This is a genomic window from Streptomyces sp. CA-251387 (genome assembly GCF_050936625.1).
GTDB lineage: Bacteria > Actinomycetota > Actinomycetes > Streptomycetales > Streptomycetaceae > Streptomyces.
Genome location: NZ_JBNJMJ010000001.1, coordinates 8,085,276 through 8,109,068 on the forward strand (window position 1 = coordinate 8,085,276; position 23,793 = coordinate 8,109,068).

A 23,793-nucleotide genomic window follows, 5' to 3' on the forward strand; every position below is an offset into this window, starting at 1 on the left:
CAGCCCCCTACACCACCTCTCCCGGACACCAGCTCTGCAGCAGCCGGAAGAACTCCTCCTCGTTTCCGCTCAGCCCCGCGTCCGCCAGCGCCTGTTCCGCCTCGGCCAGCACGGCCGGCGGGACGACCGGTGGTCGGCGGGAGCCAGGGGGACCGTCGAACGCGGCTCGTACGGTGTGCAACAGCCGCAGATAGGCCTGGACGGCGGTGCGCTCACGGTCGGTCAGTACGGCGGTGGGCATCGGTCGGCTCTCCCCAAGTCGGCGTCGTCGCGTCACGCCCCGCATACCAGGGCGCACCACCAGCTTGCCGTCCACCACTGACAATCGGGCTCGGCCACGTGCGGGTTCGCCCGCTTAGCGGAGGTGAAACCTCACCGAAATCCCTTGTGAGAAAGCCGTCCTACGCTGGAGGGAAGGGCTTTCGGCCGTGTGGTCGCGGCCGGTGAACGGGCACAAGAACGGGAGCGAGTGCGTGGTCGACGTCCCGGGACCGCCCCCGGCGCGCGCCATACGGCTGCGTCCGGTGGGCGACGGCGAACTCGAATTGCAGTACCGCGTCGTGCACGGCTACCGGCGCGCCTTCCGGATGGCCGGCGAGGGCCCGGCCTTGGTGCTGATCCACGGCATCGGGGACTCCTCCGACACCTGGGCCCGGCTCATACCCGACCTCGCCCGCACCCACACCGTGATCGCCCCCGACCTGCTCGGCCACGGCGCCTCGGACAAGCCGCGCGCCGACTACTCGGTGGCCGCGTACGCGAACGGCGTGCGCGATCTGCTCACCACCCTTGGTATCGAGTCGGCGACGCTGGTCGGGCACTCACTGGGCGGGGGAGTGGCGATGCAGTTCGCCTACCAGTTCCCCGAGCGCACGGAGCGGCTCGTCCTGGTCAGCGCGGGCGGGGTGGGCCGCGAGGTCAATCCGGTGCTGCGGCTGGTCTCCCTGCCCGGTGCCCATCTGATGCTGTCGGCACTGCGGGTGCCGGGGATGCGGCTTCAAGTGGGGCTGGCGGTCCGGCTGATGAGGCTGTTGGACACGGATCTCGGCCAGGACGCGCCGGAGTTGCTCACCCTGGTCGACGCGCTGCCCGACGAGACCTCGCGCAACGCCTTCATCCGTACCCTGCGGGCGGTCGTCGACTGGCGTGGACAGGTGGTGACCATGCTGGACCGCTGCTATCTGACCGAGGGCATGCCGACCATGCTGCTGTGGGGGGACCGGGACAGTGTGGTTCCGGTGCGGCACGCGTATGGGGCGCATGAGGCCATGCCGGGGAGCCGGCTGGAGATCTTCGAGGGCGCCGGGCATTTTCCGTTCCACACGGATCCCGATAGGTTTGTCGCGTTGGTCGAGGAGTTCACGAGCAGCACGGCACCGGCGGACTGGAGCCGGGAGACGTGGCGTGAGCTGTTGCGGGCGGGACGGCCCGGGACAGCGGCGGGGCAGCCGGACACGGCCCGGAGCCGCGCGGTGGAGCGGGATTTGCGGGAGGCCAGCGAACGCAGCGCTACTTGACCGGGTACCTCCGCAGCCAGGGCCGGCAGGCCGGCCTGCCCACCCCCATCGCACACACCGCTCAGGCTTGAGGGCCCAGGTAGCCCAGTGACGCCTCGATCCGGCCTGCCAGGTGGTCCCGTTGGCCCCGCACCGACGACACCGCCAGCCATGCTCGGCATTTGCTGGCCAGCAACAGACCGAAGGTCTCGGCCTCCTTTTCCTCGGCCTGGTCGAAGTGGCTGCGGGCGGCCACCTTCAGGACCGTCGAGTGCAGGTCGGCGTCGTCGTTCAGGAGGCGGGCCGCCACCGTGGCGCCCTCGATGCTGTGGCTGCAGTGGCCGGCCTTCATGTGCCACAGTTCGTGGCCGAGGATCACCAACTGGTGGTCGGGGGCGGTGCGTTCCTCGATCACGACCAGGTCCTGGTCGGCCATGTCGAGCCAGAGGCCGCTGGCCGTGCCGGCCGGGAAGGCGGCCGTGCGGAAGTGGACGGGGCGGCCGCGGCGTCTGCTCATCGCGTCGCACAGGGCGCCGTACAGCTTCTCCGGCGCCGCGGGTGCGGGGAGCGTCAGCTCCGCGACCAACTCGCCGCACAGGCGGCGCATTTCCCTACCGATGCCCACAGGTCTCCCGTTCTCCCGCATCACGACTCGGGCCGCTTGACGCTCTCCAGGAGCATGTCCAGCCACTCCGCGACCTTGTCGCGGTGCTGGTCGGTGGGTAGTTGTGCGGCCCGCCAGGCGATTCCGCGTACGCCGTGGTCCTGCAGGAGTCTCTCCAGCGGATCCTCGGCGGCCTGGGCCGCCTCCCGCTCGGCGAGCTTCTGCAGCAGGTCCTGCTCGGTGCGCTGGAGGGCACCCGCGAGCGCCTCGGGGTCCTCGGCCGTGAGGAATCCGGCGTGCACGCGGAAGAAGCGCTGGATGGCGTCGCAGTGCTCCATGGTGGGGCGCCGGTCGCCGTTGATGAGGGCGCCTGCCTGCTGGCGGGACATACCGGCGCCGTCGGCGATCTCCTGCTGGGTGTATCTGCGGCCGTTGGGCTTGAGGCGGGTGCGGCGCAGGAGGTCCAGGCGCTGCAGGAACCGGGCCTGGACGTCGGGCTCGCCCGCGGGGCGGCCGCTCAGCAGGGCCTTGACCACGGGCTCCGGGACGCCGGAGGCCACGGACAGGCGGCCGGTGTCGAAGACCTCCGCGTGCGGCACGCCGAGCCGGTCGGCGAGCGCGGTGACACGAGCGACGACGGCCGGCAGCGCAGCCGTCGGGGTGGCGCCCGGACCCTCGAAGCCAACCGTCACCGACGATCTCCTACGTCTCTCACAGGCTTCTCACAAGCGGTTGCCGTGAACTTGGGGGAGATTACCCGTTGGTTCGAACTCACATCCAGGTCTCGCCACAACTGTGGCCAATTTCAGCCGTCAACAGGCATGGAATGCCACGATAGTTGACATGGTCCGGACCGGGCAGCAGGATCAAGACGCCGCGTGAAGGCCGCATAGGCAAGAGGGGTGACCTCCCGATGGCATATCAGGCAGGTGGGCAGCGGTTCGTACCGCGGCCCGTCCCCGACAGCTGCGAGGCCCAGGCGTATCTCCGGGACTACGCCACTCTCCTGGAGGCCGTGCCCTTCCCTTCCGTGATCCTCGATCACCGCTGGGACGTCGTTCTGACCAACGCCGCTTTCGCGTCACTTTTCCGTGGTGTGGGCTCGCATCCGACGGCCATGCCCGACGACAACTTCCTCAGATTCGTGCTCTTCCATCCGGACGCCGGCTCGGTCCTCGGCGAGCACGAGTCCAGCTGGTGCCTGCCGATGCTGGCGCAGTTCGCGGCGGCGGTGGAACGGCACGGTCATGACCACGGGCTGCAGGCCATCCGCCGGGAGATCGCCCAGGACCCGATCATGGAGGCCGCCTACCGGCAGGGGCTGCCGCACTGGATCCGCGCGGTCGGCGAGCGGGCCGTCGCGCAGGACGGCGCCGTACGCCCGCTGCTGCACCCGGACCCGCGATGGGGCGCGACCGAGTGCCGGGTCGTCGACGAGACGCCGAGGACCCTTCAGGAGATGGGGTACACCCGGCTGACGCTGGTGCTGCGTGAGGTGCGGCGTGACCGGGCCAGGGCGCGCGGGGTGCGGCGCGGCGCGGCCCACCTGCGCGTGGTGCCCGCCACCGAGGACTGAACGGGGCACCGTCGGCGTTCAGGTCGCCGACGGCGCCCCGTCAGTGCCGTGTGGTCGTACGGGATCAGACGCGTACTGCGGCGTGCCGCTGTCGCCGCACCATTCCGCCCGATAGTGGTGTGTGACATAGTACTGACGTGAGTGAGCGACTGACCTGCGACGTCGTTGTCGTCGGTGCGGGGATGGTGGGCGCGGCCTGTGCGCTGTACGCGGCCCGGGCCGGCCTCGACGTGATCCTCGTCGACCGGGGCCCGGTGGCCGGCGGCACGACCGGCGCCGGTGAGGGCAATCTCCTCGTCTCCGACAAGGAACCGGGCCCGGAGCTCGACCTCGCGCTGCTGTCCGGGCGCTTGTGGGCCGAGCTGGCGCGGGAGTTCGGGGCGGCCGTCGAGTACGAGGCGAAGGGCGGCGTCGTCGTGGCGTCGTCGCCGGGCGGACTCACGGCACTGGAGCGGTTCGCCGAGGGGCAGCGCGCCGCCGCGGTCGTGGCGGAGCCGGTGGCGCCGGACCGCCTGTACGACCTCGAACCCCACCTGGCACCCGGACTGCCGGGCGGCGTCCACTACCCCCAGGACTGCCAGGTCATGCCCGCCCTGGCCGCCGCCCACCTGATCCGCGCCTCGGGCGCCCGCCTGTTCACCGGCCGCACGGTGACGGACGTCCTGCGCGCGCCGGACGGTTCGGTACGCGGGGTCCGCACGGACCACGGCGACATCCACGCCCCCGCGGTCGTCAACGCGGCCGGCACCTGGGGCGGCGAACTCGCCGCACTCGCGGGTGTCGACCTCCCCGTCCTCCCGCGGCGAGGCTTCGTCCTGGTCACCGAGCCCCTCCCGCGCAAGGTCCGCCACAAGGTGTACGCCGCCGACTACGTGGCCGACGTCGCCAGCGACTCGGCCGCGCTGCAGACCTCACCGGTCGTCGAGGGCACGGCGGCGGGCCCCGTCCTGATCGGCGCGAGCCGCGAGCGCGTCGGCTTCGACCGGACCTTCTCGCTGCCCGTCGTACGGGCGCTGGCGGCGGGCGCCACCCGGCTGTTCCCGTTCCTGGCGGAGGTCCACGCGATGCGCGCCTACCTGGGCTTCCGCCCGTTCATGCCCGACCACCTGCCCGCCATCGGCCCCGACCCGCGCGTGCCCGGCCTGCACCACGCCTGCGGCCACGAGGGCGCCGGCATCGGACTCGCCACCGGCACCGGCCACTTGATCGCCCAGGCGCTGACCGCCAAGACCCCCGACCTGGACCTGACGCCGTTCCGCCCCGACCGCTTCGCCGAGGAGGCCGCGTGAGAACCCCTCTGGACCTGGCCGACGCCCACCCGGGCCCGGCCTTCACGGTCACCCTGGACGGCCGCGAGATCGAGGCCCTGCCCGGTCAGACGGTCGCCGCCGCGCTCTGGACCGCCGGAGTCACCTCCTGGCGGACCAGCCGGGGCGAGGCCCGCCCGCGCGGCGTCTTCTGCGGTATCGGCGTCTGCTTCGACTGCCTGATCACCGTCAACGACCGCCCGAACCAGCGGGCCTGCCTGGTGCCGTTGCGACCGGGGGACGCGATCCGGACGCAGGAGGGGACGGGGCACGATGACTGACCGCGACCTCGAACGAAGGACGCCGCATCTCGTCGTGATCGGGGCGGGCCCCGCCGGACTGGCCGCGACCCTCGCCGCCGCTGCCCACGGCGTCCGGGTCACCTTGCTGGACTCGGCCACGGAGGCGGGCGGCCAGTTCTACCGGCAGCCGGCCACCGGACTGCGTGCCCGCAGACCGCAGGCCCTGCACCATGCGTGGCGGACGTGGGAGCGACTGAGGAACGGGCTGGACACCCACGTTCAGGCCGGTCGGGTACGGCACTTGACCGACCACCACGTCTGGCTCGTCGAGCACCGGCCTGACGGCGGCTTCACCGTGCACACCCTGCTCGGCCCCGAACAGCAGGACCCGGCCGAGGTGCGGGCCGACGCCGTGCTCCTCGCCACCGGCGGATACGAGAAGGCGCTGCCCTTCCCCGGCTGGACCCTCCCCGGCGTCGTCACGGTCGGCGGCGCCCAGGCCATGCTCAAGGGCAACCTCGCGCTGTCCGGGCGCACCGCGGTCGTCGCCGGCACCGGCCCGCTGCTGCTCCCCGTGGCGACCGGGCTCGCCGCGGCCGGGGTCGAGGTGGCCGCGCTCGTCGAGGCCGCGGATCCGAAGGCGTTCGCACGGCGCACCCGTGCGCTGGCGGCCCAGCCCGGCAAGATCGCCGAAGGCGCCGGATACGGGGCCCGGTTGCTGCGGCACCGGGTCAGGCTCCTCGCCCGGCACACCGTCGTCGAGGCACACGGCACCGAGCGGCTGGAGGCCGTGACCGTCGCCGCGCTCGACGCCGACGGGAGAGTCAGGCCCGGCACCGGGCGCCGCATCCCCTGCGAGACCCTCGCCGTCGGCCACGGCATGCTGCCGCACACCGACCTCGCCGAAACCCTCGGCTGCCGCCTCGACGGACTCGCCGTGCACGTCGACGAAGAGCAGCGCACCGATGTACCCGGCGTGTGGGCCGCGGGGGAGACCACCGGCATCGGGGGCGCGGCCCTCTCGCTCGCCGAGGGGCACATCGCCGGGCGATCGGCCGCCGCCCGCCTGCACGGCGCCCGGCCCGACCCGGCACAGTGGGCGGCCGCCGCCAGGACCCGGACACGGCTGCGCGCCTTCTTCGCCGCACTCGACTCCGTGTACGCCCCGCCGGCCCACTGGCCCGAGCAGGTCACCGACGACACCGTCGTCTGCCGCTGCGAGGAGGTCACCGGCGGTGCGATCCGTGCGGCGGTCGCGGAGCTGGGCGCCGGAGACCTGCGGACCGTGAAGCTGCTGACCCGGGCCGGGATGGGCTGGTGCCAGGGCCGGATGTGCGGGCCGGCGGTTGCGGGGCTCGCCGGGTGCGAGCTCACCCCGGCACGTCGGCCCTTCGCCCGGCCGGTGCCGCTCGGGGTGCTGGCGCGGGCCGGGGAGAGTGAGGACGACGACGCCCGAGTGCCGTAGCCGCCGACCGCCGTCGCCCGTCGGCGTCCCTCGTCGTCCGTCAATAAAATGTCACACGCCGCTGAGAGGGAACTCAGATGACCACCACCGAGAACCGTCCCTGGCGTGGCGTCCTCGTCGCCACCGCGCTCCCGCTCGACGACGACCTCCGCGTCGACTACGCCAAGTACGCCGAGCACTGCGCCTGGCTCGTCGAGAACGGCTGTGACGGCGTCGTGCCGAACGGCTCTCTCGGGGAGTACCAGGTCCTCATCCCGGAGGAGCGCGCGAAGGTCGTGGAGACGGCCGTCGCCGCGATCGGCGGGTCGCGGGTGATGCCCGGCGTGGCCGCCTACGGCTCGGCCGAGTCCCGGCGGTGGGCCGAACAGGCCCGGGACGCGGGCTGTACGTCCGTGATGCTGCTGCCGCCGAACGCGTACCGCGCCGACGAGCGCTCCGTCCTCGCCCACTACGAGGAGGTCGCGAAAGCGGGCGTCCCGGTCGTGGCGTACAACAATCCCGTCGACACCAAGGTCGACCTCGTCCCCGAACTCCTCGCGAAGCTGCACGGCGAGGGGTACATCCACGCGGTCAAGGAGTTCTCCGGCGACGTCCGCCGCGCCTACCAGCTCGCCGAACTCGCCCCCGGACTGGACCTGTTGATCGGCGCCGACGACGTCCTGCTGGAGCTGGCGATCGCCGGGGCGAAGGGCTGGGTGGCCGGTTACCCGAACGCGCTGCCCAAGTCGAGCGTGGAGCTGTACCGGGCGGCCGTGGGCGGCGACCTGGGCACCGCCAGGAAGCTCTACGAGCAGCTGCACCCGCTGCTGCGCTGGGACTCCAAGGTCGAGTTCGTGCAGGCGATCAAGCTCTCCATGGACATCGTGGGCCGCCACGGGGGACGCTGCCGTCCACCGCGGGTGCCCCTGCTGCCGGAGCAGGAGGCCACGATCCGCGCCGCCACCGAGAAGGCCGTCGCCGCAGGGCTCGCATAACCGCACTCGCGCTCACCGCAAAGGAGACCTGACCGTGCGCAGCACACTCGTCCTGCACGCCGTCGACTCGCACACCGAGGGCATGCCCACCCGCGTGATCACCGGCGGCATCGGCACGATCCCCGGCGCGACCATGAACGAGCGGCGCCTGTACTTCCGCGAACACCGCGACCACATCAAGCAGCTCCTGATGAACGAGCCGCGCGGCCACTCGGCGATGAGCGGCGCCGTCCTCCAGCCGCCCACCCGCCCCGACTGCGACTGGGGCGTGATCTACATCGAGGTCTCCGGCTATCTGCCGATGTGCGGGCACGGCACCATCGGCGTGGCGACCGTGCTCGTCGAGACCGGCATGGTCGAGGTCGTCGAGCCGGTCACCACCATCCGGCTCGACACCCCGGCGGGGCTCGTGGTCGCCGAGGTGGCCGTGGAGGACGGCGCCGCGAAGGCGGTCACCCTGCAGAACGTGCCGTCCTTCTCCGTCGCCCTCGACCGCAAGATCACCCTGGCCGACGGACGCACCGTGACCTACGACATGGCGTACGGCGGCAACTTCTACGCGATCCTCCCGCTGGACCAGTTCGGGCTGCCCTTCGACCGCACCCGCAAGGACGACATCCTCAAGGCCGGCCTCTCCCTCATGGCGGCGATCAACGCGGAGGAGGAACCCGTCCACCCCGAAGACCCGTCCATCCACGGCTGCCACCACGTCCACCTGATCGCCCCCGGCGCCACCGCCCGGCACTCCCGGCACGCCATGGCGATCCACCCCGGCTGGTTCGACCGCTCACCCTGCGGCACGGGCACCAGCGCGCGGATGGCACAGCTGCACGCCCGTGGCGAACTGCCCCTGCACATCGAGTTCGTCAACGAGTCCTTCATCGGCACCCGGTTCACCGGACGCCTCCTCGGCACCACCGAGGTCGCGGGCCGCCCGGCCGTCCTGCCCAGCTTCACCGGCCGCGCCTGGATCACCGGCACCGCGCAGTACCTGCTCGACCCGTCCGACCCGTTCCCGGCCGGGTTCGTGCTCTGAACGTCGGGGATCGGTGCACCGACGGTCGACCGGTGCACCGAACGTCGAGGACCGGTGCCCTGAACGTCGACGATATTGAGGCGCATAACGCGTGACATTACGCAAACGGCTTGCATTTGTTGCGCTATTCTTGCGCGCATGACGCGACGACTTGCTGAGGTGGCGAAGAAGGTCGGGGTCAGCGAGGCCACGGTCAGCCGGGTGCTCAACGACAAGCCCGGCGTCTCCGAGGCCACCCGGCAGGCGGTGCTGTCCGCCCTGGACGTCCTCGGCTACGAGCGGCCCACCCAGCTGCGCGGCGAACGCGCCCGCCTCGTCGGCCTCGTGCTGCCGGAGCTGCAGAACCCGATCTTCCCCGCGTTCGCCGAGGTGATCGGCGGAGCGCTCGCCCAGCTCGGGCTGACGCCGGTGCTCTGCACGCAGACCAAGGGCGGGGTCTCCGAAGCCGACTACGTCACGCTGCTGCTGCAACAGCAGGTCTCCGGCGTCGTCTTCGCCGGCGGGCTGTACGCCCAGGCCGACGCCCCCCACGACCACTACAAGGAACTCGCCGACCGCAACATCCCCGTGGTCCTGGTCAACGCGGCCATCGAGCACCTTGGCTTCCCCGGCGTGTCCTGCGACGACGCCGTGGCCGTGGAGCAGGCATGGCGGCACCTGGCCTCGCTGGGCCACGAACGCATCGGGCTCGTGCTCGGCCCGGGCGACCACGTGCCGTCGGCGCGCAAGCTGGCCGCGGCCCGGGGTATCGCCGGGGAGCTGCCCGAGGAGCGCGTCGCGCGGGCCATCTTCTCGATCGAGGGCGGGCATGCGGCGGCCTCCCGGCTGATCGACCGAGGGGTGACCGGCATCATCTGCGCCAGCGACCCACTCGCGCTCGGGGCGATCAGGGCCGCTCGCCGCAAGGGACTTGACGTCCCGTCGGAGATCTCCGTGGTGGGGTATGACGACTCGGCGTTCATGAACTGCACAGAGCCTCCGCTCACCACCGTCCGTCAGCCCATCGAAGCCATGGGCAGGGCGGCCGTGGAGCTGCTGAACGCGCAGATCGCGGGCACTGCCGTACCCGCGGAGGAGTTGCTCTTCGAGCCGGAGCTGGTGGTGCGCGGGTCGACGGCACAGGCGCCCCGCCGCTGAGCGCCGCAGGCGTCTGCCCCCGACATCCGATCTGTAGTCCAAAAATTCCAAATCTCACGCGACATCTTGCGCGCCGATGTCGCCGGTGCTTGAGTGTGCGGCGCCCACCGCTCCTGCCCAGAGGGGTCCAGCCATGAGAAGCACCGGGTTCCGCCATGCCTTCGTCGCGCTCAGCGTCTGCTCCCTCGCCCTCACCGCCTGCGGATCCGGCGGGGACTCGGCGAGCGGCAAGACCCGCATCACGGTCAACTGCATGCCGCCCCAGAGCGCCAAGGTCGACCGTCGGTTCTTCGAGCAGGAAGTCGCCGTCTTCGAGAAGCAGAACCCGGACATCGACGTCGTGGCCCACGACGCGTTCCCCTGCCAGGACCCGAAGACGTTCGACGCCAAGCTCGCCGGCGGGCAGATGGAGGACGTCTTCTACACGTACTTCACCGACGCACGGCACGTCGTCGACATCGACCAGGCCGCCGATCTCACGCCGTACGTCAAGGAGTTGAAGAGCTACGACACCATCCAGCAGCAGCTGCGGGACATCTACACCGTCGACGGCAAGATCTACGGCATCCCGCGCACGGGCTACTCGATGGGCCTGATCTACAACCGGAAGCTCTTCACCGCGGCCGGCCTCGACCCCGACAAGCCCCCGGCGACCTGGGAGGAGCTGCGCGCCGCCGCCAAGAAGATCGCCGGCCTCGGCGACGGAATCGTCGGCTACGCCGACTACAGCGCCCAGAACCAGGGAGGTTGGCACTTCACCGCCGAGGTGTACTCCCAGGGCGGCGACGTCGTCTCGGCCGACGGCAGGAAGGCGACCGTCGACACGCCCGAGGGCCGCGCCGTGCTGCAGAACCTGCACGACATGCGCTGGACGGACGACTCGATGGGCAGCAAGCAGCTCCTCGTCATCAACGACGTCCAGCAGATGATGGGTTCCGGCAAGCTCGGCATGTATCTCGCCGCGCCCGACAACATCCCGATCCTGGTCAAGGAGAAGGGCGGCGACTACAAGGACCTCGCGCTGGCCCCCATGCCCGGCGGCAAGGGCACGCTCATCGGCGGCGACGGCTACATGGTCAACAAGAAGGCGAGCCCCGCCCGGATCCGCGCCGGACTGAAGTGGCTGGACCACATGTTCCTCACCCCTGGCGACGGCTTCCTCGGCGACTACGCCCGCGCCAAGAAGGCGGACGCACCGGTCGGCCTGCCCGAGCCGCGGCTGTTCACCGGGGCCGCCGACGCCAAGGACCAGGAGGTCAAGAAGGCCAACGCCAATGTGCCCGTGGAGAACTACCAGGCCTTCCTCGACGGCAACCAGAACCTTGACATGAAGATCGAGCCACCGCACGCCCAGCAGATCTACTCCGTCCTCGACGGCGTCGTCTCCGCCGTTCTCACCAAGGAGGACGCCGACATCGACCGGCTCCTGAAGGACGCGTCCACCAAGATCGACGGCATTCTGGCCCGGGGCTGACGGACGATGACCAGGACGGCTCAGCGGCGGAACGTCGCCAAGGTCACGGTCCGTCCCGTGCAGGCGCCGCCCCCGGCAGGGGACGCCAGGCGGCGCCGCCTCGCCGACCAGGCCCGCGCCTACGGCTTCCTCCTCGGCGGCCTGATCTGCTTCGCCCTCTTCTCCTGGTACCCGGCGATCCGCGCGGTCGTGATCGCCTTCCAGAAGTACACGCCCGGCAGCGAGCCCGAGTGGGTCGGCACCGCCAACTTCACCCGCGTGCTCGCCGACCCGGAGTTCGCGGCGGCCTGGCGCAACACCCTCACCTTCACCCTGCTCGCCCTGCTCATCGGCTTCGCGATCCCCTTCGTACTCGCGCTGGTCCTCAACGAGCTGAGACACGCCAAGGCGTTCTTCCGCGTCGTGGTCTATCTGCCGGTGATGATCCCGCCGGTGGTCAGTGCCCTGCTGTGGAAGTGGTTCTACGACCCCGGCACGGGCCTCGCCAACGAGGCGCTGCGATTCCTGCACCTGCCCACCTCGAACTGGTCCAACGGCGCCGACACCGCGCTCGTCTCCCTCGTCATCGTCGCCACCTGGGCCAACATGGGCGGCACCGTGCTCATCTACCTGGCCGCGCTCCAGGCCGTCCCGGGGGAGCTGTACGAGGCGGCCGAACTCGACGGAGCGAACCTGCTGCAACGCGTCCGCCACGTCACGATCCCGCAGACCCGCTTCGTGATCCTGATGCTGATGCTCCTTCAGATCATCGCCACCATGCAGGTCTTCACCGAGCCCTTCGTGATCACGGGCGGCGGCCCGGAGAACGCCACGGTGACCGTCCTCTACCTGATCTACAAGTACGCCTTCCTCTACAACGACTTCGGCGGCGCCTGCGCCCTCAGCGTCCTGCTCCTCGCGCTCCTCGGCGCCTTCTCCGCCGTATACCTGCGTCTGACGCGCACCTCGGGGGAGGACGCATGACCACCCGGACCCTCGTCTCCCCGGCGACCCTGTCCCGTCCGCGCGGCAGGGCCGTCTACTGGTCGGTCTTCACCGGCACCGTCCTGCTGTTCGCGCTCGCCTTCCTCTTCCCCGTCTACTGGATGGCGACGGGCGCGATGAAGTCACCGGACGAGGTGGCGCGGACCCCGCCCACCCTCGTACCGGAGCGGTGGCACCTCAGCGGCTACACCGACGCCTGGGACCTGATGCAGTTGCCCACGCACCTGTGGAACACGGTCGTCCAGGCCGCCGGCGCCTGGCTGTTCCAGCTGGTGTTCTGCACGGCCGCCGCCTACGCGCTGTCCAGGCTGCGGCCCGCCTTCGGCAAGGTGATCCTCGGCGGCATCCTCGCCACCCTGATGGTCCCGGCCCAGGCGCTGGTCGTACCGAAATACCTGACGGTGGCGGACCTGGGCCTGCTCAACGACCCCGTGGCCATCTGGCTGCCGGCCGTCGCGAACGCCTTCAACCTGTACCTGCTCAAGCGGTTCTTCGACCAGATCCCGACAGACGTGCTGGAGGCCGCCGAGATCGACGGCTCGGGGAAGCTGCGCACGCTGTGGTCGATCGTGCTGCCGATGTCACGGCCGGTCCTGGGAGTGGTCTCGATCTTCGCTCTCGTCGCCGTGTGGCAGGACTTCCTGTGGCCGCTGATGGTCTTCTCCGACACCGGGAAACAGCCCATCAGCGTGGCACTCGTCCAGCTGTCGCAGAACATCCCGCTGACCGTGCTCATCGCCGCGATGGTGATCGCCAGCATCCCCATGGTCGCGATGTTCCTGCTCTTCCAGCGGCAGATCATCGCCGGGATCAGCGCGGGCAGCACGAAGGGCTGACGTAAACCGTTCCAAGAGAGGGGAAGCTCAGTGGGACAGCCCACCCATGCCCAGCCGGACTGGTGGCGCTCCGCCGTCATCTACCAGGTCTACGTGCGCAGCTTCGCGGACGGCGACGGCGACGGCACCGGCGACCTCGGGGGCGTTCGCGCCCGGCTGCCGTATCTCGCCGAACTCGGCGTGGACGCCCTGTGGTTCACGCCCTGGTACGTGTCACCCATGAAGGACGGCGGCTACGACGTCGCCGACTACCGCGCGATCGACCCGGCCTTCGGCACCCTCGCCGAGGCGGAGAAGCTCATCGCCGAAGCGGGTGAGCTCGGCATCCGCACCCTCGTCGACATCGTGCCCAACCACGTCTCCGACCGGCACCCGTGGTTCCGCGCCGCCCTCGCCGGCGGCCCGGAGCGCGCCCTGTTCCACTTCCGCCCGGGACGCGGCCCGCACGGCGAACTCCCTCCCAACGACTGGCAGTCCCAGTTCGGCGGCCCCGCCTGGACGCGGGTACCGGACGGCGACTGGTACCTCCACCTCTTCGCCCCCGAACAGCCCGACCTCGACTGGTCCCACCCGGCGGTCCGCCAGGAGCACGAGGACATCCTGCGCTTCTGGTTCGAGCGCGGCGTCGCCGGAGTCCGCATCGACTCCGCCGCGCTCCTGGTCAAGGATCCGCGCCTGCCGGACCTCGCCGAGGGCCGGAACCCGCACCCTTACGTCGACCGTGACGAACTCCACGACATCTACCGCTCCTGGCGCGCTGTCGCCGACGAGTACGACGGCATCTTCGTCGGCGAGGTCTGGCTCCCCGACACCGAACGCTTCGCCCGCTACCTGCGCCCCGACGAACTCCACACGGCCTTCAACTTCTCGTTCATGACCTGCCCCTGGGACGCCGGGCGGCTGCGCACGGCCGTCGACGAGACCCTCGCCGAGCACGCCCCGGTCGGCGCCCCCGCGACCTGGGTGCTGGGCAACCACGACGTGACGCGTACGGTCACCCGCTACGGCCGTGCCGACACCGGCTTCGACTTCGCCACCAAGGTCTTCGGCACCCCGACCGACCCCGCCCTCGGCACCCGCCGGGCCAGGGCGGCCGCGCTGTTGTCGCTGGCGCTGCCCGGAGCCGTCTACGTCTACCAGGGCGAGGAGCTCGGTCTGCCCGAGGCCGACATTCCCGTCGACCGCATCCAGGATCCGATGCACGCGCGCTCCGGGGGGACCGACCCGGGGCGGGACGGGTGCCGGGTGCCGTTGCCGTGGGTGGCCGGGGCGCCGTACGCGGGATTCGGCGCACGGGATACGCCGCCTTGGCTTCCGCAGCCGGTCGACTGGACATCGTATGCAGTCGACCGTCAGGCCGCGGACCCCCATTCCATGCTCTCCCTCTACCGTCGGGCGATCGCGCTCCGGCCGGCGTTCGGCCACGGCCCGCTCACGTGGCTGCCCGCGCCCGACGGCGTCCTCGCCTTCACCCGCGCGCCGGGAGTGACCTGCATGGTGAACCTGGCGGACGCCCCCGCCGACCTGCCCGCCCGCACGGAACTCCTCCTCGCCAGCGGTCCCTTGGACGACGAGGGCCGACTGCCGAAGGACACCGCGGTCTGGCTCCGCGCCTGAGACCGCGGCCCGCTATCCCCGTACCCCCACCACGAAGGGATCAGCACATGCAGTACATGCAGTACACGCGCAGATATGTCAGGGTCATGCCACCCGTGGTCGCCGTGGCCCTCGCCGCCGGCCTGCTCACCGCGACGGCCCCGACCGCCCACGCGGCCGCCGGCGCCACCCTCCCCTTCACCTCGGTCGAGGCAGAGTCCGCCACCACGACCGGCACCAGGATCGGCCCCGACCACACGCAGGGGACCCTCGCCTCGGAGGCCTCCGGACGCCAGGCCGTACGCCTCGCGGCCGGCCAGCGCGTCGAGTTCACGGTCCCGCGCGCGGCCAACGCCGTGAACGTCGCCTACAGCGTCCCCGACGGCCAGTCCGGCACGCTCGACGTGTACGTCAACGGACAGCGGATCGCCAAGACCCTCACGGTCACCTCCAAGTACTCCTACGTCGACACCGGCTGGATCCCCGGCGCCAAGACACACCACTTCTACGACAACGCCCGCCTGTTGCTCGGACAGAACCTGCAAGCGGGCGACAAGGTGGCCGTCCAGGCGACCGGAGTCCAGACCACCGTCGACGTCGCCGACTTCGAGCAGGCCTCCGGGCCCGCGACCCAGCCCGCCGGATCGGTCTCCGTCACCTCCAAGGGCGCCGACCCGAGCGGCCAGGGCGACTCCACGCAGGCCTTCCGGGACGCCATCGCCGCCGCGCAGGGCGGCGTGGTGTGGATTCCGCCGGGGGAGTACCGGCTGACCTCGTCCCTGAACGGCGTGCGGAACGTGACCCTCCAGGGGGCCGGGCACTGGCACTCCGTCGTGCGCACCTCCCGCTTCATCGACCAGTCGAGCTCCTCCGGGAACGTCCGCATCAAGGACTTCGCGGTGATCGGCGAGGTGACCGAGCGGGTCGACTCCAGCCCCGACAACTTCGTCAACGGCTCGCTGGGACCGAACAGTTCCGTCTCCGGCATGTGGCTGCAGCACCTGAAGGTCGGCCTCTGGCTGATGGGCAACAACGACAACCTCGTCGTCGAGAACAACCGCTTCCTCGACATGACCGCCGACGGACTCAACCTCAACGGCAACGCGCGCGGCGTCCGCGTCCGCCACAACTTCCTGCGCAACCAGGGCGACGACGCGCTCGCCATGTGGTCGCTGTACGCACCCGACACCAACAGCAGCTTCGAGAACAACACGATCACACAGCCGAACCTCGCCAACGGCATCGCGATCTACGGCGGCACCGACATCACGGTCAAGGACAACCTGATCTCCGACACCAACGCCCTGGGCAGCGGCATCGCGATCTCCAACCAGAAGTTCCTGGACCCCTTCCATCCGCTGGCCGGCACGATCACGGTCGACGGCAACACCCTCGTGCGCACCGGCGCGATGAACCCCAACTGGAACCACCCGATGGGCGCCCTGCGGGTCGACTCCTACGACAGCGCCATCGAGGCGAACGTCCGCATCACCAACACCACGATCACGGACAGCCCCTACAGCGCCTTCGAGTTCGTCTCCGGCAGCGGACGCGGATTCGCGGCGAAGAACATCACCGTCGAGGGCGCCACCGTGCGGGGCACCGGCACGGTCGTCGTCCAGGCCGAGACCCAGGGCGCCGCCACCTTCCGCAACGTCACGGCGACCGGCGTCGGCGCCGCGGGGATCTACAACTGCCCCTATCCCAACGGCTCAGGCACCTTCACCCTCACCGACGGCGGCGGCAACTCCGGCTGGAGCAGCACCTGGCAGGACTGCTCCACCTGGCCCCAGCCCGGCCAGGGCAACCCGGACCCGGATCCCGGCCGCAACCTGGCCAAGGGCCGCCCGGCCACGGCTAGCGGATCGCAGGACGTCTACACGCCGGGCAAGGCGGTCGACGGCGACGCGGGCAGCTACTGGGAGTCCACCAACAACGCCTTCCCGCAGTCCTGGACCGTCGACCTCGGCTCCACAGAGGCAGTCCGCCGGCTGGTGCTGAAGCTGCCGCCGCTGTCGGCCTGGCAGGCCCGCACCCAGACGCTCTCGGTCCAGGGCAGCACGGACGGCTCGGCGTACTCGACCGTGGTCCCGGCGCGCGACTACCGCTTCGACCCGGCGACCGGCAACACGGTCACCGTCTCGCTGCCGAGCGGCACGAGCCTGCGCCACCTGAGGCTGCACGTCACCGGCAACACGGGGTGGCCCGCAGCCCAGTTCAGCGAGGTGGAGGCGTATCTGTCTTGACGGTGTTCCCGCCCGCGTCCTGAGGGATTCCGCGCTTCGCCGCCTGGATCTGCTCGTACACATGGGTACGCAGCTCGGCGAAGCGCGGATCCACCCGGGTGTGCAACTGGTCGCGCTCGGCCGGCAGATCGACCTTCAGCTGCTCCCGGACGACAGTCGGCGACGCGGACAGCACGATCACCCGCTCGCCCAGGTAGACGGCCTCGTCGATGTCATGGGTGACGAACAGGATCGTGATGCCGCGCTCCCGCCACAGCCCCCGGACCAGGTCCTCCAGATCGGCCCGCGTCTGTGCGTCCACCGCCGCGAACGGCTCGTCCATCAGCAGCACACGGGGCTCGTAGGCCAGCGCCCGGGCGATGGCCACCCGCTGCTGCATGCCGCCGGACAGCTGCCACGGATACGCCCCGGAGGCATCCGCCAGGCCCACCGACTCCAGCGCGTCCCGCACCAGCTCCCGACGCCGCGCCTTGCTCAAGTCCTTCTGTTTGAGCGGTAGTTCGACGTTCTCGCCGACCCGCATCCAGGGGAACAGACTGCGCCCGTACTCCTGGAAGACGAACGCCATCCCGGGCGGCGGGCCGTTCACCCTCCGCCCCTCCAGCAGCACCTCCCCGCCCGTCGGCGTGAGCAGCCCTCCCATGCACTTCAGCAGCGTCGTCTTGCCGCAGCCCGACGGGCCGACGAGACAGACCAGTTCGCCCGCGTCGACGGTGAAGGTGAGGTCGCGCACCGCCTCCACGCGCCGCCCGGAACCCTCGTAGACCTTCTTCAGGCCGCGTACGTCGAGCATGGACCGCCCCTTCAGGATGCTCACTCAGGACCGCCGGGTGGTGGAGCGCAGACCGTGGTACCAGCCGAGCACCCGGCGCTCGACCAGCTGGAAGACGACGGAGAGCAGGAAGCCGAGCAGACCGAGGACGAGGATCCCGGTCCACATGTCGGGGATCGCGAAGCTGCGCTGGAACTGGACGACGGTGAACCCGATGCCGTTGTTGGCGGCGAGCATCTCGCTGATGACCATGAGGATGATGCCGATGGACAGCGCCTGACGCAGCCCGGCGAAGATCTGCGGGCTCGCCGAGCGCAGCACCAGATGGCGCAGGCGGGCGATCCCCGTGACGCCGTAGGAACGGGCCGTCTCCAGCATCACCGAGTCGACCGCGCGTACGCCCTCCACCGTGTTGAGCAGGATCGGCCAGACGCAGCCGCTCGCGATCACGACGATCTTCATGGTGTCGCCGATGCCCGCGAACAGCATGATCACCGGGACCAGCACGGGCGGCGGAACGGCCCGCAGGAACTCCAGGACGGGCTCGCACACCGCGCGCACCCTGCGGTACGAGCCGATGACCGTGCCCAGCGCGACACCGACCACGGCAGCCGTCGCACAGCCCCCCAGGAGGCGCAGGAGGCTCGGTACGACGTCCGTGCGCAGCCGGTCGGCCGTCCAGACGTCGGGGAAGGTGTCGAGGATCGTCCGCAGCGGCGGCCAGAACGGGTCCGTGCTGCCGTACGACGCCGCCCACCACACCGCGACCAGCACCACGGGCAGCGCGACGGCGAAGAACAGCCTCAGCAGCAGGCGCCCGATCACACCGCCACCTCCCCGCGCACCGACTGGTGCCAGGCCAGCGCCCGCCGCTCCACGGTCCGTGCGCCGACGTTGATGAGCAGTCCCAGAAGTCCCGCGACCACGATGAGCGCGTACATCTCCGGCACCGCCTGCGAGGTCTGCGCCACCGCGATCTGCTGACCCAACCCCGGTGCGCCGATGACGAGTTCGGCGGTGATCGCGAGGATCAGCGCCACCGCGGCGGCCAGCCGCACACCGGTCATGACGTACGGCAGGGCCGTCGGCCACAGCACATGGCGGACGCGCGCCCAGGTGCCGAGGCCGTAACTGCGTGCCGTCTCCTCGGCGACCGGGTCGACGTCCTGGACGCCGTACAGGGTCTGGATCAGCACCTGCCAGAAGGAGGCGTACACCACCAGCAGGAGCACCGACTTCAGTTCGGTGCCGTAGAGCAGCACCGCGAGCGGGATCAGCGCCACCGACGGGATCGGGCGCAGGAACTCGATCGTCGAAGCCGTGGCCTCGCGCAGGTACGGCACGATCGAGACGACCACGCCCGCGACGACTCCGGCGCAGACCGCGATGGCGAGGCCCAGCGCCCAGCCGGTGAGGGTGTCGCCGAGTGCGTGCCAGAAGGCGTCGTCGGAGAGCTCGTCCCGCAGGGCGGAGGCGATACGGCTCGTCGGCGGGAAGTAGGCCTCCTTGACCAGGCCGAGCCGCGGCACCACCTCACCGAGGGCGAGGAAGGCCGCGAGCCCGGCCGCACCGAGGGCGACGTTCCCGCCTCTCATGCGTCTGCGTCTCTCATACGTGTGCGTCTCTCATACGTCCGTGTCCCTCATGTGCCCCGCCCCTCACGGCAGCAGCGCGTCCAGGTCGGGCGTCTTCTTGAACAGGCCGTCCTCCTCGCCGAGCTTCATGAGGGCCTCGATGGAGGAGCGGTTCGGCTCGGCCGGCCACATCGGCAGGGTCACCTGGTCCAGCACCGACGCCGGGATCTTGGTGTACGTCGTGACGATCTGCCGGGCCTCGTCCGGGTGGGCCTCGGCGTAGGCGAGTGACTCGGCGGTGGCTTCCTGGAACCTCTTGACCACGTCCGGGTGTTGCTGCGCGTACTGGTTCGACGTGAAGTACATCGCGACGGTGAGCTGCGGCGCGATGTCGATCAGGGGCGAGGCGATCTCCCGGCCACCCTGGCTCCTGATGGTGGCGGTCGCCGGCTCGACCACGCAAGCGGCGTCGATCTGGCCGTTGTCGAGGGCGGCGGGCATCTGGTCGAAGGCCATCTCGACGAGCTTCACCTTGTCCGGGTCGCCGCCGTCCTTGCGCACCGCCTGGCGGACCGCGGTCTCGTTGATGTTCTTCAGGGTGTTGATGGCGACCTTCTTGCCCTCGAGCTGCTTCGGCGACTTGACGGGGCTGTCCTTCTTGACCATGAGGCCGTTGAAGTCCTTGCCGCGCACGCCCGTCGACGCGATGCCGTTGGCGACGGCCTTCACGGGAACGCCGTTGGTCTGGGCGACCATCAGGGACGTCACATTGCTGAACCCGAACTGGAACTGCCCGCTGATCACGCCGGGCACGATCGCCGCCCCGCCCTGAGCGGCCGTGAACTCCAGCTTCAGGCCCTGCTTTTCGAAGAAGCCCTTCTTCTGGCCGAGGTACAGCGGCGCGACATCGACGATGGGGATGAGGCCGAGCTTGACGGTGGTGACACCGCCGGACGACGCGCCCGCCTCCGGCGTACCGCCGTCGGACGAGCCACAGGCCGTCGCGACCAGCAGCAGGACGCCGGCGGTGAGACCGGCCGACAGACGACGCATGGCTCCTCCTGTACAGACAACGGTGCAACGGTGTTCCGACAGGTTGTGCGCAAGGCGCACAGTAGTGCGCGGAGTTGCTCAGCGGGAAGGTAGAAGTCTCAAACGCATCCGTTCAATGGGCTCTCCGACAACATTGTTGACACTTCTGGAGGTGGCGATGTCCGCCGAAGACCGCGCACCGCACTTCGTGAGGTCCTTCGAGCGCGGCCTCGCCGTCATCCGCTCCTTCGACGCGGACCATCCCTCCCGCACGCTGAGCGAGGTCGCCCACACCTGCGACCTGACCCGCGCCGCCGCCCGCCGCCTGCTGCTGACCCTCGCCGACCTCGGCTACGTCCACCAGGACGGCCGGCTCTTCCGCCTCACCCCGCGCGTGCTGGAACTCGGCTACTCCTACCTCTCCAGCTACACGCTGCCGCAGATCGCCGAGCCGCATCTGGAGCAACTCGTCACGCAGGTACGGGAGTCGTCGTCGCTGTGCGTCCTCGACGGCGACGACATCGTGTACGTCGCCCGGGTGCCGACCCGCCGGATCATGAGCGCGTCCATCACGGTCGGCACCCGCTTCCCCGCGTATGTGACGTCGGTGGGCCGGGTGATCCTCGCCCATCTGCCGGACCAGGAGGTCGAAGTCCAACTCGGCAGGGCTGAGTTGAAGCCCTTGACAGCGCGCACCCTCACCGCGCCGGACGCCCTGCGGGCGGAGCTGCGTCGCGTCCGCCGACAGGGCTACGCCGTCGTCGACCAGGAACTGGAGGAGGGGCTGAGGTCGGTCGCCGCCCCGGTGCGGGACCGGGACGGCGAGGTGGTCGCGGCGGTCAACATCGCCGTGCACGCCGGCCGCAACTCCGTCGACTCCGTGCGCCGGGACTTGCTGCCGCCCCTGCTGGCGACCGTCGCCGGGATCGAGGCCGACCTCAGGGTCACAAATCCAGGTCGGGTCACAGATCCGGGCCGGGTCACAGATCCGGGCTGGGTCACAGATCCAGCACCAGGCGCTTCCCCCGGCAGCGCGACACGCAGATCATCATCGTCTCGCCGCTCTCCTGCTCCTCCCGCGTAAGCACGGAGTCCCGGTGGTCCGGGGTGCCGTCGAGGACGTCGGTCTCACAGGTCCCGCAGGTGCCCTCGGTGCAGGAGTAGAGGACCTCGATGCCGGCCGCCCGCACCGTGTCCAGCACGGAGACACCGGGTGTGACGGTGAGCGTCAGGCCGCTCTGCGCCAGCTCGACCTCGAAGTCCCCGTCCTCGCCGCCCGGTTGTGCCTTCGGCTGGAACCGCTCGACGCGCAGCACCCCGGCCGGGCACCGCTCCTCGACGGCGTCGAGCAGCGGCCCGGGACCACAGCAGTAGACGAGCGTGCCGTCCGGCACATCGCCCAGCACCGAGGCCAGATCCAGCAGCCCGGTCTCCTCCTGCGGGGCGATCGTCACCCGGTCGCCGTACCGCCCCAACTCCGCGGTGAACGCCATGGACCGGCGAGTACGCCCGCCGTACAGCAGCGTCCACTCGGCGCCCGCCGCCTCGGCCGCGGCCAGCATCGGCAGGATCGGGGTGATGCCGATGCCGCCGGCGATGAAGCGGTAGCGAGGCGCGGGCAGCAGGGCGAAGTGGTTGCGCGGCCCGCGCACCCGGACCTTGTCGCCCTGCCCCAACTGCTCGTGCACATGGGCGGATCCACCTCGCCCGTCCGGCTCGCGCAGCACGGCGATCCGCCAGGCGGTGCGATCGACCGGGTCGCCGCACAGCGAGTACTGCCGCTCCAGCCCGGGCGCGAGCACGACGTCGATATGGGCGCCCGGCTCCCACTCCGGGAGCTCCTCGCCCAGCGGATGGCGCAGGATGAGGGCGAGTACGCCGTCGGCCGCGGACTCCCTGCGATCGACGACGAGTTCGGCTTCGTACACGCTCATGAGCTGTTTCCTTGCGGCTTGTCCAAGGAGTGGCCCTGGGGATGGGCGAGCATCCACTCCCACATCTCCACCGGGTCCCGCGCGGTGTGCTCGCGGCCGCAGTGACAGGTGCCGTGCAGGATGTCGGTGCCCGGCAGCCAGTCGATGCGGTAGATCTCTCCGGTCGGGCTCGTCACTGGACCTTCTCCATCGGCTTCTCGCCCTCCTCGACCAGCCGGGCGAGGATACGCCGGGCCGCCAGACCGCCGGTGTCGATGTTGATGCTCAGCTCCTGGTAGCCGTGGCGCTCGGTGCCGAGGGTCTTCTGCAGCAGGTTGAGGGCGGTGACGTCCTGCATCACGACGGTGTGGTTGTTGCCCCGCAGGAACTCGGTGACCTCGTCGTCGTCCGTCGCCCAGTCCCGCGAGACCGCCCAGAAGTCGTACACCTTGCCCTCGCCGGACGGCGTGATGGCGTACGTCACCTCGGTGTGGAACCCGTTCGGGTCGCTGCCGTCCGGCTCGGGCACCACCCCGACCGGAGCGACACGGCTGTGCAGCAGGTACAGGCACGGGGCGTGGTACTCGATGTCCTGCCAGCGGGTGATACGGCCCTTGATGCCGGTCGACTTGGCGTAGAACGGCGGGCACTCGGCATCGTCCATGTGCCGGCTCACCCGGACGATGCCGGCGCCCTCGTCGACCTCGGTGGTGATCGGCGTCTCGGCGACCTCGGGGGTACCGATGTAGCCGCCGTGGAGGTAGGTCTCGTGTGACAGATCGAGGAGGTTGTCGACAAGGAGCCCGTAGTCGCAGTCGATGGGCTCCATACCGCGCACGGTGACCCAGCCGGGGGAGTCGAGATGCCTGGCCCGCGGGATGCTCTGCGGGTCGGCGAGCGTCGGGTCGCCGATCCACACCCAGATCAGGGAGTCCTGCTCGACGACGGGATACGAGGCTACGCGCGCCGTGCGCGGGACGCGCTTCTGCCCCGGCACGTACACACACGCACCGGTCGTGTCGTACGTGAACCCGTGGTACCCGCACACGATCCGGTCGCCGTCGAGGCGGGTCGGGGCCTCGGACAGCGGGTAGCGGCGGTGCACGCACCGGTCGTGCAGGACGACCGGCGTCCCCTCCTCCTCCGTGCGGTAGAGCACGAGGGTCTCACCGAGGATCGTCCGGCCGAGCAACTCGCGCCCGACCTCATGGCTGTAGGCGGCGACGTACCACTGGTTCCTGGCGAAGGCGGTCGTGTGAGGCATGGGGTTCCCGTCCCTGTCGGCGGGGCTTCGTCGCCCCGCGTGCCGTGGTTGGAATCAGGGTCGTGAGGCTTGCGGTGGCGAGGCAAGGTGGCTTCTGCCAGACGGAAGAGCTTCTGTGAAGTGGCAGGTCAAGGGCTGGTCACGGCGCCCCTTCGCGGGGAACTTCCTGGGGTGCGGGAGTGGTACTGCGGTACCACTGCCGCGTTCGGCCGGTGACGGATCCCTCACGGATTCCCTGCGCAAAGGAATGGACCCGCCACCTCAC

24 protein-coding genes are annotated in these 23,793 nt (G+C 70.5%); 14 read left to right on the forward strand and 10 right to left on the reverse strand.

Features of this window, described 5'->3' with window-relative positions; translation table 11 throughout:
* Positions 1–7: 7 nt before the first annotated feature.
* The gene (locus tag ACQEV2_RS35865) at positions 8–241 is read right to left on the reverse strand and encodes a hypothetical protein (protein ID WP_433051254.1); all 234 of its coding nucleotides are present in this window, start codon (positions 239–241) and stop codon (positions 8–10) included.
* Between the two features lie 232 nt (positions 242–473).
* Here ACQEV2_RS35865 and ACQEV2_RS35870 point away from each other — a divergent pair, with 232 nt between their 5' ends.
* Positions 474–1,517 carry an alpha/beta fold hydrolase gene (locus ACQEV2_RS35870; RefSeq protein ID WP_433051257.1) on the forward strand — a complete coding sequence of 348 codons (1,044 nt, stop codon included), beginning with the start codon at positions 474–476 and terminating at the stop codon, positions 1,515–1,517.
* Between the two features lie 61 nt (positions 1,518–1,578).
* Here ACQEV2_RS35870 and ACQEV2_RS35875 read toward each other — a convergent pair whose 3' ends face one another.
* A complete protein-coding gene (locus tag ACQEV2_RS35875) occupies positions 1,579–2,103 on the reverse strand; it encodes a toxin-antitoxin system, toxin component (RefSeq protein WP_433055040.1) in 525 nt (174 codons plus the stop codon).
* A 38-nt stretch (positions 2,104–2,141) separates the two neighbouring features.
* Positions 2,142–2,792 (reverse strand): helix-turn-helix domain-containing protein, encoded by a 651-nt coding sequence (locus tag ACQEV2_RS35880; protein ID WP_433051260.1) that lies wholly within the window; start codon positions 2,790–2,792, stop codon positions 2,142–2,144.
* A gap of 221 nt (positions 2,793–3,013) precedes the next feature.
* Between ACQEV2_RS35880 and ACQEV2_RS35885 the strand changes: the two genes are divergently transcribed.
* The 12 genes from ACQEV2_RS35885 to ACQEV2_RS35940 all read left to right on the forward strand — a co-directional run bounded on the left by ACQEV2_RS35885 (position 3,014) and on the right by ACQEV2_RS35940 (position 16,973).
* Complete coding sequence (locus ACQEV2_RS35885; protein ID WP_433051263.1) at positions 3,014–3,676, forward strand: hypothetical protein; 663 nt, start codon at positions 3,014–3,016, stop codon at positions 3,674–3,676.
* A gap of 137 nt (positions 3,677–3,813) precedes the next feature.
* A complete protein-coding gene (locus tag ACQEV2_RS35890) occupies positions 3,814–4,965 on the forward strand; it encodes an NAD(P)/FAD-dependent oxidoreductase (protein ID WP_433051266.1) in 1,152 nt (383 codons plus the stop codon).
* Positions 4,962–5,264: a (2Fe-2S)-binding protein gene (locus ACQEV2_RS35895; RefSeq protein WP_433051269.1), complete on the forward strand. Its 303-nt coding sequence runs from the start codon at positions 4,962–4,964 to the stop codon at positions 5,262–5,264. The genes ACQEV2_RS35890 and ACQEV2_RS35895 overlap by 4 nt, the downstream gene beginning before the upstream one ends.
* On the forward strand, positions 5,257–6,690 hold the full coding sequence (locus tag ACQEV2_RS35900) for an FAD-dependent oxidoreductase (RefSeq protein ID WP_433051272.1): 1,434 nt from the start codon (positions 5,257–5,259) through the stop codon (positions 6,688–6,690). Before ACQEV2_RS35895 ends, ACQEV2_RS35900 begins: the two co-directional genes overlap by 8 nt.
* A 77-nt stretch (positions 6,691–6,767) precedes the next feature.
* Positions 6,768–7,664 carry a dihydrodipicolinate synthase family protein gene (locus tag ACQEV2_RS35905; protein ID WP_433051275.1) on the forward strand — a complete coding sequence of 299 codons (897 nt, stop codon included), beginning with the start codon at positions 6,768–6,770 and terminating at the stop codon, positions 7,662–7,664.
* Between the two features lie 34 nt (positions 7,665–7,698).
* A complete protein-coding gene (locus tag ACQEV2_RS35910; RefSeq protein ID WP_433051278.1) occupies positions 7,699–8,700 on the forward strand; it encodes a proline racemase family protein in 1,002 nt (333 codons plus the stop codon).
* A 138-nt stretch (positions 8,701–8,838) separates the two neighbouring features.
* Positions 8,839–9,837 (forward strand): LacI family DNA-binding transcriptional regulator, encoded by a 999-nt coding sequence (locus ACQEV2_RS35915; RefSeq protein ID WP_433051281.1) that lies wholly within the window; start codon positions 8,839–8,841, stop codon positions 9,835–9,837.
* Between the two features lie 133 nt (positions 9,838–9,970).
* Positions 9,971–11,311, forward strand: coding sequence for an ABC transporter substrate-binding protein (locus tag ACQEV2_RS35920; protein ID WP_433051284.1), 1,341 nt, complete (start codon positions 9,971–9,973; stop codon positions 11,309–11,311).
* Positions 11,312–11,317: 6 nt separating this feature from the next.
* Positions 11,318–12,274 (forward strand): carbohydrate ABC transporter permease, encoded by a 957-nt coding sequence (locus tag ACQEV2_RS35925; protein ID WP_433051287.1) that lies wholly within the window; start codon positions 11,318–11,320, stop codon positions 12,272–12,274.
* Positions 12,271–13,131 (forward strand): carbohydrate ABC transporter permease, encoded by an 861-nt coding sequence (locus ACQEV2_RS35930; protein WP_433051290.1) that lies wholly within the window; start codon positions 12,271–12,273, stop codon positions 13,129–13,131. The genes ACQEV2_RS35925 and ACQEV2_RS35930 overlap by 4 nt, the downstream gene beginning before the upstream one ends.
* Positions 13,132–13,161: 30 nt before the next feature.
* Entirely contained in the window at positions 13,162–14,748 is a 1,587-nt protein-coding gene (locus ACQEV2_RS35935) for a glycoside hydrolase family 13 protein (RefSeq protein ID WP_433051293.1), read from the forward strand.
* A 56-nt stretch (positions 14,749–14,804) separates the two neighbouring features.
* Positions 14,805–16,973: a discoidin domain-containing protein gene (locus tag ACQEV2_RS35940; protein WP_433055043.1), complete on the forward strand. Its 2,169-nt coding sequence runs from the start codon at positions 14,805–14,807 to the stop codon at positions 16,971–16,973.
* On the opposite strand, the gene ACQEV2_RS35945 is transcribed toward ACQEV2_RS35940, so the two are convergent.
* The 4 genes from ACQEV2_RS35945 to ACQEV2_RS35960 form a co-directional block, all read right to left on the reverse strand.
* A complete protein-coding gene (locus ACQEV2_RS35945; RefSeq protein WP_433051296.1) occupies positions 16,945–17,766 on the reverse strand; it encodes an ABC transporter ATP-binding protein in 822 nt (273 codons plus the stop codon). The two genes, ACQEV2_RS35940 and ACQEV2_RS35945, sit on opposite strands and share 29 nt — an antisense overlap.
* A 24-nt stretch (positions 17,767–17,790) precedes the next feature.
* Complete coding sequence (locus ACQEV2_RS35950) at positions 17,791–18,567, reverse strand: ABC transporter permease (RefSeq protein ID WP_433055046.1); 777 nt, start codon at positions 18,565–18,567, stop codon at positions 17,791–17,793.
* A complete protein-coding gene (locus ACQEV2_RS35955) occupies positions 18,567–19,340 on the reverse strand; it encodes an ABC transporter permease (protein ID WP_433051299.1) in 774 nt (257 codons plus the stop codon). Before ACQEV2_RS35955 ends, ACQEV2_RS35950 begins: the two co-directional genes overlap by 1 nt.
* Before the next feature lie 63 nt (positions 19,341–19,403).
* The gene (locus ACQEV2_RS35960) at positions 19,404–20,372 is read right to left on the reverse strand and encodes an ABC transporter substrate-binding protein (RefSeq protein ID WP_433051302.1); all 969 of its coding nucleotides are present in this window, start codon (positions 20,370–20,372) and stop codon (positions 19,404–19,406) included.
* A gap of 157 nt (positions 20,373–20,529) precedes the next feature.
* Here ACQEV2_RS35960 and ACQEV2_RS35965 point away from each other — a divergent pair, with 157 nt between their 5' ends.
* Positions 20,530–21,435, forward strand: coding sequence for an IclR family transcriptional regulator domain-containing protein (locus tag ACQEV2_RS35965; RefSeq protein WP_433051305.1), 906 nt, complete (start codon positions 20,530–20,532; stop codon positions 21,433–21,435).
* Here ACQEV2_RS35965 and ACQEV2_RS35970 read toward each other — a convergent pair.
* Genes ACQEV2_RS35970 through ACQEV2_RS35980 form a run of 3 tightly spaced genes read right to left on the reverse strand, consistent with a single transcriptional unit; the run spans position 21,350 to position 23,528 of the window.
* The gene (locus tag ACQEV2_RS35970) at positions 21,350–22,285 is read right to left on the reverse strand and encodes a PDR/VanB family oxidoreductase (RefSeq protein ID WP_433051308.1); all 936 of its coding nucleotides are present in this window, start codon (positions 22,283–22,285) and stop codon (positions 21,350–21,352) included. The genes ACQEV2_RS35965 and ACQEV2_RS35970 overlap by 86 nt on opposite strands.
* A complete protein-coding gene (locus ACQEV2_RS35975) occupies positions 22,282–22,461 on the reverse strand; it encodes a hypothetical protein (RefSeq protein ID WP_433051311.1) in 180 nt (59 codons plus the stop codon). Before ACQEV2_RS35975 ends, ACQEV2_RS35970 begins: the two co-directional genes overlap by 4 nt.
* Positions 22,458–23,528, reverse strand: coding sequence for a Rieske 2Fe-2S domain-containing protein (locus tag ACQEV2_RS35980; RefSeq protein WP_433051314.1), 1,071 nt, complete (start codon positions 23,526–23,528; stop codon positions 22,458–22,460). The genes ACQEV2_RS35975 and ACQEV2_RS35980 overlap by 4 nt, the downstream gene beginning before the upstream one ends.
* Positions 23,529–23,793: the final 265 nt, after the last annotated feature.